The following is a 13034-nucleotide window of genomic DNA, read 5'->3' as shown; positions in this document are numbered from 1 at the left end:
AACCGGTACAGGATATCCGCTCACATGCCGCTCAAAACACCGCTCCCGACCCTCACCGAAACACCCATCATCTTCATCGTTCACTGTCTGATCTCATTCGGGCTGACGTGGCATATCCTGCGGCGCAAATCAAACGTCCGCTCGGCAATGGGATGGATCGCCCTGGTCTGGCTGACCCTGATCACCGGCCCCCTGCTCTACATCGTCTTCGGCATCAACCGCATCTCCCGCAAGGCCGCGCGCCTCGCCCAGATTGCCCCTACCACCGAAGGCCGGCGCGGCGTCACCGCCCTGCTCGAAGCCCCCGCGCCGATCCAGACCCTCGCCACCATCGCCGGACAGATCACCGGCATGCCCCTCACCGCCGGCAACCGCATCACCGTCTACCACGGCGGCCGCGCCGCCTACGGTCCGATGATCGGGGCGATCGAACAGGCCCAGCACAGCGTCGCCCTCGCCGGCTACATCTTCCGCAACGACGCGGTGGGCCGCCGCTTCATCGCCGCCCTCACCCGCGCCCATCAACGCGGCGTCGCCGTCCGCGTCCTGATCGACGGAGTCGGCGGCGGCTTCTTCACCGCGCGCGCCTTCCGCGCCCTCCGCGCCGCCGGCGTGCCCTGCGCGCGCTTCCTCCACAGCTACGCCCCGTGGCGCATGCCCCTGCTCAACCTGCGCAACCACAAAAAACTCCTCATCCTCGATGGCACCTCCGGCTTCACCGGCGGCCTGAACATCGGTGCCGAAAACCGCGCCCCACCCGACGCCCCCGGCAGCGTCGACGATGTCCAGGTCGGCGTCACCGGCCCCGTCATCCGCCATTTGCTCGGCACCTTCGCCCAGGACTGGAACTTCACCACCAACGAATCGCTCGAAAGCGAAATCTGGTGGCCCGATTCCCTCCAGGCCCCAGGCCCCACCCTCGCCCGCGGCATCCGCTCCGGCCCGGACGCCGATCTCCACCACATCGAAACCCTGCTCGGCGCCGCCCTCTCGCTGGCCGAACACCGTGTCCGCATCGTCACCCCCTATTTCCTGCCCGACGACCAGCTCCGCTCCGCCATCGAGCTCGCCTGCATGCGCGGCGTCACCGTCGAAATCGTCATCCCCGAACACTCCGACCACCGCCTGATCGACTGGGCGGTCCGCGCCCATCTCCGCGCCTCGCGCCAGCTCCGCCCCCGCGTCTTCCTCGGCGCCACCCCGTTCAACCACGCGAAACTGATGACGATCGACGGCATCTGGAGCCTCGTCGGCAGCTCCAACTGGGATGCCCGCAGCCTCCGCCTCAACTTCGAATTCGACCTGGAATGTTACGACCCCGCGGTCTGCGCCGAACTCGACAGCCTGATCGACGAAAAAATCGCCCGCAGCCGCCCGATCGCCGATGCCGAACTCGCCGCCGACCCGCTCTGGAAGCGCCAGCGCGACGCCGCCGCCCGCCTGCTCCTGCCCTATCTCTGAACCCCGGGAAATCTGGCTGGGGAGGGAGGATTCGAACCTCCGAATGGCGGAATCAAAATCCGCTGCCTTACCACTTGGCTACACCCCAATCCGTGCCGAACTGATATTGGTTTGCCGCCCGCTCGGCAAGACCCGCAACCCCGATGTTGCAAATCGGCCATATTCACCGCGCCGATAACCCGCTAAATCCCCTTGCCTTCAGGGAGAACCGCCATGGAATTGATCGCCGCCCGTCTCAACCGCATCAGCCCGAGCCAGACCATCGCCATCAGCACCAAGGCGCGTCAGCTCAAGGCCGCCGGCCGCGACATCATCAGCCTTTCCGCCGGCGAACCCGATTTCGACACCCCCGCCCACATCAAACAGGCCGCCATCGCCGCCATCGAAGCCGGCGACACCAAATACACCGACGTCGCAGGCACCATCGCCCTCCGCCGCGCCGTCGCCGCCAAATTCAAACGCGACTCCGGGATCGACTACAAACCCGAGGAAGTCATCGTCTCCACCGGCGGCAAACAAGTCATCTTCAACGCCATGCTCGCCACCATCCAGTCCGGCGACGAAGCCATCATCCCCACCCCCTGCTGGGTCTCCTACCCGGACATCGTGCAACTCGCCGAAGGCAAACCCGTCTTCGTCCCCTGCAGCCAGAACCACGGCTTCAAACTCCGCGCCGAAGATCTCGAAGCCGCCATCACCCCGAACACCAAATGGCTGATCCTCAACTCCCCCTCCAACCCGACCGGGGCCGCCTATTCCGCCGAAGACCTCCGCCCGATCTGCGACGTCCTCCTCCGCCACCCCCACGTCTGGGTCTTCACCGACGACATCTACGAAAAACTCACCTACGATGGCTTCAAGCCCGCCACCATCGTCGAAGTCGAACCCGCCCTGCGCGACCGCACCGTCACCATGAACGGCTGCTCGAAAGCCTACGCCATGACCGGCTGGCGCATCGGCTTCGCCGGCGCCCCCCTCGCCCTGATCAAGGCAATGGACAAACTGCAAAGCCAGTCCACCTCCAACACCTCCTCGATCTCCCAGGCCGCTGCCGTCGCCGCCCTCAACGGCCCGGAAGACGACATCGAAATCATGCGCAACACCTACCGCGACCGCCGCGACCTCGTCGTCGCCATGCTCAACGACGCCCCCGGCCTCACCTGCGCCACCCCCGAAGGTGCCTTCTACGTCTTCCCCTCAATCCACGGCTGCATCGGCAAAACCACCGCCGCCGGCACCAAAATCACCGACGACGAAACCTTCGTCACCGCCTTGCTCGACGAACACGGCGTCGCCACCGTCCACGGCTCCGCCTTCATCTACCCCGGCTACTTCCGCGTCAGCTACGCCACCTCCACCGAAGCCCTCCGCGAAGCATGCACGCGGATTCAGAAGTTCTGTTCGGATATGAAGTAGGCAAGTTGTAGGATGGGCAGAGCCCTCGCGAAGCCCATCACGTTCCAGTCACCACAAGTCGTAGGATGGGCAGAGCCCTTGCGAAGCCCATCACTCTCTAATCACCAATAAAACAAGTCAATCAAGCCGTTCTTTTTTATAAAAAAGAACCAAAAAATTTTTTCGAATTGGGACTGGGGCTTCGGCTTAGCTTCAATCCAATAGACGCATTGCACCCCGCCGACCGACGCATTACAATCCCACGTAGCCAGCGCTCGCCGCACCAATGCCTCGTCACGCCGCAGGATCAGCACATCGATATCATGATGATCCCTGATTGTCCGGCCAGCCGCATAATTCAGAACAATCCGTCACCCCAACCAAAGCCCCGTCCCGGAGTCGTAGGATGGGCAGAGTCCTTGCGAAGCCCATCACTTTCTAATCACCACATGTCCGAAGCCAAAATTTTTGAAATCTCCCCGATCAGCCCTACGGCAGACGGAATAAATCGCCCGCATCAATCTCCCCCGACCGCCCGGCGATCCCATAGCCCCACACCACCCCCGATTAAAAAAAGTTTTTTGCTTCTTTTTTACCAAAAAAGAAGTCTCTCCTCTCCTTACCTCCCCTTACCTCCCGTTACCTCGCCTTCCCCAGCCCACGCCCACCCTTGCCGTCCGCCCCCACTCCCCCTACAAGAACAAACAACGAACATTAACCGCCCATAAACCCCGACTCGACGCAAGTTATTTTTCTCGCAAAACTTGATCTGGTAGCGATTGCGCGATGCCCTCCCAATATGTTGTTATGCCCCCCGCCGAACCGATTGGAGTCTCCGCTGCAATGAACGCCATGTCCCGTGCCGACCAGGCTCTGCTTGAGCCCACGCTGCTCGAAACCGATATTCAGCTGCAAGGCGGCCACCAGATCAAGGTGGATCGTTCGCGCGATGCTCTCCTGACCGATTTCGGCCGCGCCACGCTCGACGATCGTTATCTGATGCCCGGCGAATCCTATCAGGATCTGTTCGCCCGCGTCGCCTCCTATTATGGCGACGATCAGGCCCACGCCCAGCGCCTCTACGATTACATCAGCAAGCTCTGGTTCATGCCCGCCACCCCCGTTCTGTCCAACGGCGGCACCTCGCGCGGCCTGCCGATTTCCTGCTTCCTCAACGAAGCGTCGGACAGTCTGGAAGGCATCGTCGATCTCTGGAACGAAAACGTCTGGCTCGCCTCCAAGGGCGGTGGAATCGGCTCCTATTGGGGCAATCTCCGCTCGATCGGCGAAAAAGTCGGCCAGAACGGCAAAACCTCCGGCGTCGTCCCCTTCATCCGCGTGATGGACAGCCTCACCCTCGCCATCAGCCAGGGCTCACTCCGCCGCGGCTCGGCAGCGGTCTACCTTCCCATCTCCCACCCGGAAATCGAGGAATTCATCGAAATCCGCCGCCCCACCGGCGGCGATCCCAACCGCAAGGCCCTCAACCTCCATCACGGCATCCTGATTTCGGACGCTTTCATGCGCGCCGTCGAAGCCGACGACAAATGGTCCCTCACCTCCCCCAAGGACGGCGCCCACGTCCGCCACATCTCCGCCCGCGCCCTCTGGGTCCGCATCCTCACCGCCCGCATCGAAACCGGCGAGCCCTACATCATCTTCTCCGATCACGTGAACAACGCCCGCCCCGAACACCACAAACTCGCGGGTCTCGAAGTCAAAACCTCCAACCTCTGCGCCGAAATCACCCTCCCCACCGGGCTCGACCAGCACGGCCAGCAACGCACCGCCGTCTGCTGCCTCTCCTCGATCAACCTCGAAACCTGGCTCGAATGGCACGAAAACCCCCAGTTCATCGAGGACGTCATGCGCTTCCTCGACAATGTGCTGCAGGATTTCATCACCCACGCCCCGGACAGCATGGCCCGCGCCAAATACGCGGCCATGCGCGAACGCTCGGTCGGCCTCGGCGTCATGGGCTTCCACTCCTTCCTCCAGGCCCTCAACATCCCGTTCGAATCCGCGATGGCAAAAGCCTGGAACATCAAAATCTTCAAACACATCCGCACGGGTGCGGACCTCGCATCGAAAACCCTCGCCAAGGAACGCGGCCCCTGCCCCGACGCGGCCGATTACGGCCTCATGGAACGCTTCTCCAATAAAATGGCAATCGCCCCCACCGCCTCCATCTCCATCATCGCCGGCAACTCCAGCCCCGGCATCGAACCCATCGCCGCCAACGTCTTCCTCCAAAAAACCCTCTCCGGCAGCTTCTCCGTCCGCAACCGCCACCTCCAGCAACTTCTGGCCTCCAAAGGCCGCGACGACGACGCCACCTGGTCCAACATCACCGTCACCAAAGGCTCGGTCCAACACCTCGACTTCCTGACCGACGACGAAAAAGCCGTCTTCAAAACCGCCTTTGAACTCGACCAGCGCTGGATCATCGAACACGCCGCCGACCGCACCCCCTTCATCTGCCAAAGCCAATCCATCAACGTCTTCCTCCCCGCCGACGTCAACAAACGCGACCTCCACCAAATCCACTACCAAGCCTGGAAACGCGGCGTAAAATCCCTCTACTACTGCCGCTCCCTCTCAATCCAACGCGCCGACTCCATCAGCGAAAAAGTAGAACACCGCACCCACCTCGAAGCCGCCAACAACACGGGGCACGTGCCACTGCCGCTGGTAGCCGCCACTACGAACTACGAAGAATGCCTGGCCTGCCAGTAAGGTAAAGTAAGGCGAGGGCTCTGCCCTCGACCCGCTGGGGCCTTAGGCCCCAGACCCCGCTTTCATAAACTTTGCTGGACATAAGCGTTTTCCAAATTTGGACTACATTTGGCAAATCTTATCGAACAACGCATCGCCCTCGCACGAACGAACCAGAACCCGTTTGTGATATGCCAGATGAAGTCTGGTTGGCTAGTTGCAGGCGATGTGCAACCGCTACCGGGATATTGCCTACTTTTGGCAGATCCTGTTGTTCCAAGCATAAACGATTTGGATGAGGCAGGACGTATCAATTATCTATTGGATACAATCAGGGCTGGAGACGCGATTTTAGCCTGCACTACGGCCGCTCGTGTGAATTACGAGACTTGGGGTAACAGTGAACACGCATTACATACGCATATCACGCCCCGATACCCTCAGGAATCCCCCCATTTTCCATAGGTCCAGGTATTGCGCCGATTCGCTGCGATTCTCTACCAAGCGTTGGAATGCATGGATGAGGGTGGATCATGGGAATTGCAGCATCGAAAAAGCGTGATGGTGGGCGGTTGAAGGACATCCGCGCATTCATTGACGAGTTGTATGCCCACGATCTCCACGCCAAACGCGTTGACTCCCTGTCTGCTGCGACACTGGGCGTGATGACCGGCGCGTCGCTCGCCGTCGCGATGATCGGTCAGGCGTTGGCACAGGCGCGCGGGCTGGTGACCAAGCACGCGATCAAGCAGGTTGATCGCATGCTCAGTAACGAGAGTATCGACGTCTGGGAAAGCTTCGCCCGTTGGGTACCGCATCTGGTGGGTTCGCAGACCGACATCGTCGTTGCCATGGACTGGACGGATTTCGACGGCGACGATCAGGCAACGTTGGCGCTCAACCTGGTGAGCAAGCATGGCCGGGCGATGCCTCTGTTGTGGCTGTCGATGTGGAAAGAGGAATTGAAAGATCAGCGCAACGCCATCGAGGATACTTGCCTGCGCCGCCTGTCGGAGGTTGTCCCGCCCGGCTGCCGCGTGACCATCCTGGCCGACCGCGGCTTCGGTGACCACAAGCTGTTCGCGTATCTTACGGAGCTTGGCTTTGCCTATATCATTCGCTTCCGCGGCAACATCCATGTCACCGATGCCGCAGGCGAGACGCGAACCGCGGCGGACTGGGTCGGCAAATCGGGCCGGGCGCGCAAACTGCGTGGTGCGCGCGTCACCGCCTCGCACGCCTATCAGGTCGGTGCCGTGGTGTGCGTACATGCGCGTGACATGAAGGAGCCGTGGTGCCTGGCGAGCAGTGACGCCGTGGCGTCTGCAGGGACATTGATCAAGCAATATTCCCGGCGCTGGACGATCGAACCCAGCTTCAGGGACGTCAAGGATTTGCGTTTTGGGATGGGGATGGCTGAGATCCGCATCGCCGAACCAGAGCGGCGCGATCGGCTGCTGCTCATCAGCGCGTTTGCGATGGCGCTGCTGACCATGCTCGGGACGGCAGGCGAGAGCCTGGGAATGGATCGACAGCTCAAGTCCAACACTTCGAAGACCCGCTCACACTCGTTGTTCCGTCAGGGGTGCATGCTCTATGAATTGATCCCGAACATGCCGAAGCACCGGCTACTGCCCCTGATGCGGCGGTTCACGGAAATGCTGCGCAGCAGCGGCATATTCGGCAATTCCATGCCGGCTACGTAATGAGGGGATGAGTGAGCCCGATACCAGGATGAGCCGGAGGAAAAACGTATTCGGCCGGCTTGCATGGGATATATTTGGTCTGAGTCGCGTCGTTTCGATCCTATACGTGACCGTTCATTCGTTGATAAAATGAAAGGGCTGCTCGCGCCATTTACTGTTGAAGCCTAAAGAGCAAGCCGTAGCAAGCCGTAGGATGGGCAGAGCCCTTGCGAAGCCCATCGATCACAACACCACACTCGATCCGACTACCTCCTAAACCCGTCACCTCAAAATCAATCCGGCCTCACCCATCACCCCCCACATCCGCCACCACCCCATCCCCTGCCCAATCAACCGGATACTGCCCCATCGCCACGGCCCGATGAAACGATGAATACGGCCAATCGGCCACCCCGGCCACAAGCCCATGCTTCACCGGGTTGAAATGAATATAATCGACATGCGCCGCATAATCCGCATCGTCGCGTATCGTATGCTCCCAAAACCGACGCTGCCAAATCCCGCGCTCGCGCTTGCCGATCCGGCTCACCGATCGATACTCCCCCGCCGGTATCCGCCGCGAAAACGCGATCTTTATCGCGTTCCACCGAAACGAAAAATCGGAATCGCCCTCAGGTAACGTCCAAATACAATGCAAATGATCCGGCAACACCACAAACGCGTCGATATGAAACGGCGCCCGCGCCTTGGCACCCCGCACCGCCGCACGCAAACCATCGATATGTCGGACAAGCATCTCACTGCGCCGGTCATAAAGATTGACCGTAAAGAAAAAACACCCGCCCGGCACCCGATTACGACGATAGTCCATCACGCCTCGCCCCCGCCATCATCAAGCAAACCGTAGGATGGGCAGAGCCCTTGCGAAGCCCATCGATCACAACCCCAAAATCGACCCACCTCCCGCAAAAAGGCAAGGCAAAGGGTTCTTTTTTGCAAAAAAAACCAAAAAACTCTTTCGAATCTAGGCCCGTGCCCTCTCGAACGCCCGTGCCCCAACTAACAAAAGTTTTTTGCTACTTTTTTTCAAAAAAGTAGCCCTTCCTTACCTTCCCCTGCCTTCTTGCCGCTTTCTCACCCCCCATCGCCTATGCTTATAGTCCCATGTGACCGAAGCACCCCGCCCTCATGAAGCCTTGACCGAAACCCTCAAAGCCATCTTTGCGGGTTTCCATCGCGAGGCGGTTCGGCTGGCCCAGCACCACCGGGCCGCGATGCCGATGGTCACCCTGTTGCTGGGCTATTTCAACCGCGTGGTGATCCGCTTCGCCCGCTCCGCCGGCAAACCCGCAGCGCCACCGCGCCCGATCCGCGAAGCCACACCGGACAACGCGGAGACCGCGCCGCCGAAACCCTCGCGCCCGCGCAAACCCTCGCCGTTCTCCACCCAATTCGCCTGGCTGCTCCATCTGCTGCCGACCACCCCGACCACGGGCGTCGTTGCCGCACAGGCCCATTACGACCTGATCGCGTTCGTCAATTCCCCGGACCTGATCGCCCTGCTCGCCGCCAAACCAAGCCTCGGTCGCATCCTCCGCCCGATCTGCCGCATGTTCGGCGTGAACCTCCCCGACCACCTCCGCCCGCCACCCCGCGAGCGACGCCAGCGCAAACCCAACCCCAATCCCAAACCCAAACGCATCATCTGGCCGATCCCCCTCCACCCCGCCGACATCCGCATCCCCGACGCCAACTACCACGGCGTCCATTTCGGCCCCGGCAACCGTTTCTGGCCCCCCAGACGAAAATACCGAAAATTTTGCCCCTGAACGAAGGCAGCTTCGCACGCCGATAATGTTACGATAACGCAACGAATAATCCGTGAACCTTCTTACGAATGATTGCCGGCATCGCAGTCATAAAAAATCCCGCCAATCCAAAGCCGGTGCGAAACATCGCCGGCCCCGGATCAGCGGGATTTCAGCTTCCGCAGAAATGCGGGCGTGTCGCCCTCAGACCCCCGCCGCCGCCGCAACTTCGGCTGCGAAATCGGTGGTTTCCTTCTCGATGCCCTCGCCGAGCGTGAACCGCACAAACCGCGTCACTTCGGCCCCGGCATTATGCACGATCTTCTGCACCTTGCTTTCACCGTCATGCACCCAGACCTGTTCGAGCAGCACGACATCGGCGAAATACTTGCGAACCCGCCCCTCGACCATTTTTTCGATGATCGCATCCGGCTTGCCTTCGGCCCGCGCCTGATCGGCGAAAATCGCCCGCTCCCGCGCCACCGCCGCCGGATCGACATCCGCCGCGCTGATCGCATCGGGCCGCGTCGCCGCGATATGCATCCCGATCTGCCGCCCCAGCGCCGCAAGTGCCTCTTCGGCCTTGCCCTCCAGCGCGACAAGCACGCCGATCTTGCCCAAACCGGGCTTCAGCGCCCCATGCACATACGAAGCCGCCGCGCCGTTCGAAACTTCGATCACCGCAACCCGGCGGATCGTCATGTTCTCGCCCACCGTCGCGATCAGATGCGTCAGTTCCTCGGCCACCGAATGCGACGTCCCCGGATAGGTCGCCGCCTTCAGCGTCTCGACATCCTCGCCCACGCCGAGCGCGAGCCTGGCCGCCGTCTCGACGAAAGCCTGGAACGCATCGTTGCGCGCGACGAAATCGGTCTCGGCATTCACCTCGACCATCGCCGCCTTGTTGCCCTCATGCGCAACGCCCACCAGACCTTCGGCCGCAACCCGGCCCGACTTCTTCGCCGCCGCCGCCAGACCCTTCTTGCGCAGCCAGTCCACCGCGGCTTCCATGTCGCCACCGGCCTCGACCAGCGCCTTCTTGCAATCCATCATCCCCGCGCCGGTCTTGTCGCGCAGATCCTTCACCATCGCGCCCGTTACTTCGGCCATGGTTATCCTCCTCAAAAAATCGAAACAAACTCAGGCGTGAACTTCGGCATCCTCATCGAGCGCGGCATCCGGCGGCAGCTCTTCGAGCGCCCCGAGATCGACCCCCGAACCGGCCATTTCGGCGCTGATCCCATCGAGCACCGCGCCCGCGATCAGGTCGCAATACATCGTGATCGCGCGGATCGCATCGTCATTGCCCGGAATCGGATAGGTCACGCCCTCGGGGTCGGAATTGGAATCCAGCACTGCAATCACCGGAATCCCGAGCTTGTTCGCTTCCTCGACCGCCAGCTTCTCCTTGTTGGTGTCGATGATGAACAGAATATCCGGCAGCCCGCCCATTTCCTTGATCCCGCCGAGCGCGCGTTCCAGCTTTTCCTTCTCGCGCGACAGGTTCAGGATTTCCTTCTTGGTCAGCCCCTGGGCCTCACCGCTCACGGTGTCTTCCATCTGGCGCAGCTTGCGGATCGAATTGGTGATGGTCTTCCAATTGGTCAGCATCCCGCCGAGCCAGCGGTGATTGACGTAATACTGCCCGCACCGCGTCGCCGCCTCGGCGACATGATCCGCCGCCGCCCGCTTGGTGCCGACGAACAGAACCCGCCCGCCGCCAGCCGCGACATTGCGCACTTCCCGCAACGCCCGCTCCAGCATCGGCACGGTCTGCTGCAGATCGATAATGTGAACCTGATTGCGAACCCCGAACAGATACGGCGCCATCCGCGGATTCCACCGCCTGGTGTTATGACCGAAATGCACGCCCGATTCGAGCAGTTGACGCAGTGAAACCTCTGGCATCGCCATGAGCGAAATCCTTTCTGTGATCGCAGGATGCGATCGTCCGGTTGAAACCTCCACGGAGCCATGCCTCGCGGCACCGGACCCCGATCCGGGGGAAGGTGCTCCGTGTGCGAATTATCGGCACCACCGTCTCGCAACGGGCCGACGCGCGCGGTATGACCCACCCGCCCCGCTTTCGCAAGTCCCCGCCCTAATTGATCGCGCGGCGCTGGTCCGGGCTGAATTCGGGGATCAGCCGCGCGAGCAGCGCGACACCCTGCGCCGCATCGCCCCGATCGACGATCGCCCCGGCCTCATCGAGCGCCCGCCCGATGATCGCGGCATCCGCCACCCGGGGTGCGGCCATCAACAAACCTGGATACCCGGTCTCGATCGGCTTCTCGGCGCCGTGGAACAACTCCTCGAACAATTTCTCACCCGGCCGCAACCCGGTGAACTGCACCGCGACATCGACATCCGGCCGCAGCCCGGCAAGGCGGATCATCTGCCGCGCCAGATCCACGATCTTGACCGGCTCGCCCATGTCGAGCACGAAAATCCCGCCCCCCTCGACCGGCAGCGCCGCCCCCGACGCGCCGACCACCGATGCCTGCAACACCAGAGCGACCGCTTCGCGCACTGTCATGAAATACCGCCGCATATCCGGATGGGTCACGGTCAGCGGCCCACCCCGCGCAAGCTGACGGCGGAACAGCGGCACCACCGAACCGGTCGAGCCGAGCACGTTGCCGAACCGCACCGTCACGATCTTCATCGACGCACGCTGCCGCCCCGCGACATCCAGCCCCTGCGCATACATCTCGGCGAGGCGCTTCGAAGCCCCCATGACCGATGAGGGGTTCACCGCCTTGTCGGTCGAAATCAGCACCATAAGCCCGGCCCCCGCCGCCCGCGCGGCATCCGCCACATTGCGGGTGCCGAGCGTGTTGGTGGCAATGCCTTCGAGCGGATTGGCCTCGACGATCGGCACATGTTTCAATGCCGCGGCGTGAAACACCAGTTCGGGCCGCACTTCATCGCACACCTGCACGATCCGCGCCCGGTCCCGCACATCCGCGATCAACGCACGCCGCCGCAGGGCGGGAAACGTCTCCGAGATTTCGAGATCGATCTGCCACAGCGCGAATTCGCTCGAATCGAGCAGGATCAGCGTATCCGGTCCGAACCCGGCAACCTGGCGCACCAGTTCCGACCCGATCGACCCGCCCGCCCCGGTCACCAGCACCCGCCGCCCCTGGATCAGCCGGGCCATCCCCTCCCGGTCGAGCGACACCTGGGGACGATTGAGCAGATCCTCGATCGCGATGGGCCGGAGCGAAGCCTCGCCGGCAATCGTCGGCGCCAGCGCGGTCGGGCTGGGGGCCCGCGCGAGCCGCAGCCCACGCGCCTCGGCGATCGTCATGACCTGCCGCAACCCCTCCCCGATAATCTCGCCACTCGCCACGATCAGCAGCGCCGGCGGCTGTTCGGTCGCGGCCAGCCGATCCAGCACGGCATCGAGCGTCGCCACGGTCCCGAGGATCGGCACGTTGTGAATCCGCCGCCCGGTCTCCCGCCCCGAGATCGACAGCAGCCCCACCATCCGCAGCTTGCGGTTGCCCGCCCGGGCCAGCGCCGCAAGAAACAGTTCCGCCGCCTCGCCATCCCCGAGCAGCAGGGCCGGTTCGGCATCTTCATCGGCGGTCTCGCGCGGCGCGCGGGCAATCCGGTACAACAGGCGCGGCGCCGTCAGCCCGAGCGCGAAGGTCAGCATCAGCAGGACCGGAAAACTCGCCGAGGGCAGCGCCGCGCCGACGCCCACCAGCAGCAGCACGATCAACCCGGCGGCAAGCACGGCGATCGAGGCAATCGCGATCAGATCCGGCAAGGCGGTGAACCGCCAATGCTGCCGCGCCAGCCCGAACGGCACCCCGATCAACCAGATCGAAGCGGTCCCGGCCAGCGGCAGGACCATCGGATTGGGGATCGGATGCGCCGGATCGGCCAGCCACCCGGCGGCGACCACCGCGAGGGCGGCGAGCAACCCGTCGAGAGCGAAATTCACCGCGATGCGAAACTGGCTGCGCCCAAACCTCATGACCCGCCTTGTGTAGCCGAA

The 13034-nt window shown here is 62.5% G+C and carries 10 protein-coding genes and 1 tRNA gene; 5 read left to right on the top strand and 6 right to left on the bottom strand.

Annotated elements, in window-relative coordinates; genetic code table 11:
* Window positions 1–24 precede the first annotated feature (24 nt).
* A complete protein-coding gene (locus tag SIL87_RS09075) occupies window positions 25–1461 on the top strand; it encodes a phospholipase D-like domain-containing protein (protein WP_319613852.1) in 1437 nt (478 codons plus the stop codon).
* 13 nt (window positions 1462–1474) lie between these two features.
* Here SIL87_RS09075 and SIL87_RS09070 read toward each other — a convergent pair.
* A tRNA-Gln gene (locus tag SIL87_RS09070) sits at window positions 1475–1549 on the bottom strand.
* 125 nt (window positions 1550–1674) lie between these two features.
* Between SIL87_RS09070 and SIL87_RS09065 the strand changes: the two genes are divergently transcribed.
* Window positions 1675–2877 carry a pyridoxal phosphate-dependent aminotransferase gene (locus SIL87_RS09065; protein WP_319613851.1) on the top strand — a complete coding sequence of 401 codons (1203 nt, stop codon included), beginning with the start codon at window positions 1675–1677 and terminating at the stop codon, window positions 2875–2877.
* Window positions 2878–2978: 101 nt separating this feature from the next.
* On the opposite strand, the gene SIL87_RS09060 is transcribed toward SIL87_RS09065, so the two are convergent.
* Window positions 2979–3170 (bottom strand): hypothetical protein, encoded by a 192-nt coding sequence (locus tag SIL87_RS09060; RefSeq protein ID WP_319613850.1) that lies wholly within the window; start codon window positions 3168–3170, stop codon window positions 2979–2981.
* A gap of 529 nt (window positions 3171–3699) precedes the next feature.
* Between SIL87_RS09060 and SIL87_RS09055 the strand changes: the two genes are divergently transcribed.
* Both SIL87_RS09055 and SIL87_RS09050 read left to right on the top strand, forming a co-directional pair.
* Window positions 3700–5592 carry a ribonucleoside-diphosphate reductase subunit alpha gene (locus SIL87_RS09055; RefSeq protein ID WP_319613849.1) on the top strand — a complete coding sequence of 631 codons (1893 nt, stop codon included), beginning with the start codon at window positions 3700–3702 and terminating at the stop codon, window positions 5590–5592.
* Window positions 5593–6104: 512 nt separating this feature from the next.
* A complete protein-coding gene (locus SIL87_RS09050; protein WP_319612376.1) occupies window positions 6105–7277 on the top strand; it encodes an IS4 family transposase in 1173 nt (390 codons plus the stop codon).
* 283 nt (window positions 7278–7560) lie between these two features.
* On the opposite strand, the gene SIL87_RS09045 is transcribed toward SIL87_RS09050, so the two are convergent.
* Window positions 7561–8088, bottom strand: a complete 528-nt coding sequence (locus SIL87_RS09045) for an REP-associated tyrosine transposase (RefSeq protein ID WP_319613848.1) — start codon at window positions 8086–8088, stop codon at window positions 7561–7563.
* 325 nt (window positions 8089–8413) lie between these two features.
* On the opposite strand from SIL87_RS09045, the gene SIL87_RS09040 reads away from it, so the two are divergent.
* Complete coding sequence (locus tag SIL87_RS09040; RefSeq protein ID WP_319613847.1) at window positions 8414–9046, top strand: hypothetical protein; 633 nt, start codon at window positions 8414–8416, stop codon at window positions 9044–9046.
* A gap of 183 nt (window positions 9047–9229) precedes the next feature.
* Here SIL87_RS09040 and tsf read toward each other — a convergent pair whose 3' ends face one another.
* The 3 genes from tsf to SIL87_RS09025 form a co-directional block, all read right to left on the bottom strand.
* Window positions 9230–10135, bottom strand: coding sequence for a translation elongation factor Ts (gene tsf / locus SIL87_RS09035; RefSeq protein WP_319613846.1), 906 nt, complete (start codon window positions 10133–10135; stop codon window positions 9230–9232).
* Between the two features lie 30 nt (window positions 10136–10165).
* Complete coding sequence (gene rpsB, locus SIL87_RS09030; RefSeq protein ID WP_319613845.1) at window positions 10166–10939, bottom strand: 30S ribosomal protein S2; 774 nt, start codon at window positions 10937–10939, stop codon at window positions 10166–10168.
* Between the two features lie 187 nt (window positions 10940–11126).
* Window positions 11127–13013: a polysaccharide biosynthesis protein gene (locus SIL87_RS09025; protein ID WP_319613844.1), complete on the bottom strand. Its 1887-nt coding sequence runs from the start codon at window positions 13011–13013 to the stop codon at window positions 11127–11129.
* Between the last annotated feature and the right edge of the window lie 21 nt (window positions 13014–13034).

Origin of the sequence: Acidiphilium acidophilum, from assembly GCF_033842475.1 — a bacterium.
Lineage (GTDB): Bacteria > Pseudomonadota > Alphaproteobacteria > Acetobacterales > Acetobacteraceae > Acidiphilium > Acidiphilium acidophilum.
This window is presented reverse-complemented; position numbering and strand designations above follow the sequence as displayed.

Bases quoted from the DNA above. Each gene is read 5' to 3' on its own strand.
- SIL87_RS09075 (WP_319613852.1), top strand. From the start codon at position 25: ATGCCGCTCAAAACACCGCTCCCGACCCTCACCGAAACACCCATCATC.
- SIL87_RS09065 (WP_319613851.1), top strand. From the start codon at position 1,675: ATGGAATTGATCGCCGCCCGTCTCAACCGCATCAGCCCGAGCCAGACC.
- SIL87_RS09055 (WP_319613849.1), top strand. From the start codon at position 3,700: ATGAACGCCATGTCCCGTGCCGACCAGGCTCTGCTTGAGCCCACGCTG.
- SIL87_RS09050 (WP_319612376.1), top strand. From the start codon at position 6,105: ATGGGAATTGCAGCATCGAAAAAGCGTGATGGTGGGCGGTTGAAGGAC.
- SIL87_RS09045 (WP_319613848.1), bottom strand. From the start codon at position 8,088: ATGGACTATCGTCGTAATCGGGTGCCGGGCGGGTGTTTTTTCTTTACG.
- tsf (WP_319613846.1), bottom strand. From the start codon at position 10,135: ATGGCCGAAGTAACGGGCGCGATGGTGAAGGATCTGCGCGACAAGACC.
- rpsB (WP_319613845.1), bottom strand. From the start codon at position 10,939: ATGGCGATGCCAGAGGTTTCACTGCGTCAACTGCTCGAATCGGGCGTG.
- SIL87_RS09025 (WP_319613844.1), bottom strand. From the start codon at position 13,013: ATGAGGTTTGGGCGCAGCCAGTTTCGCATCGCGGTGAATTTCGCTCTC.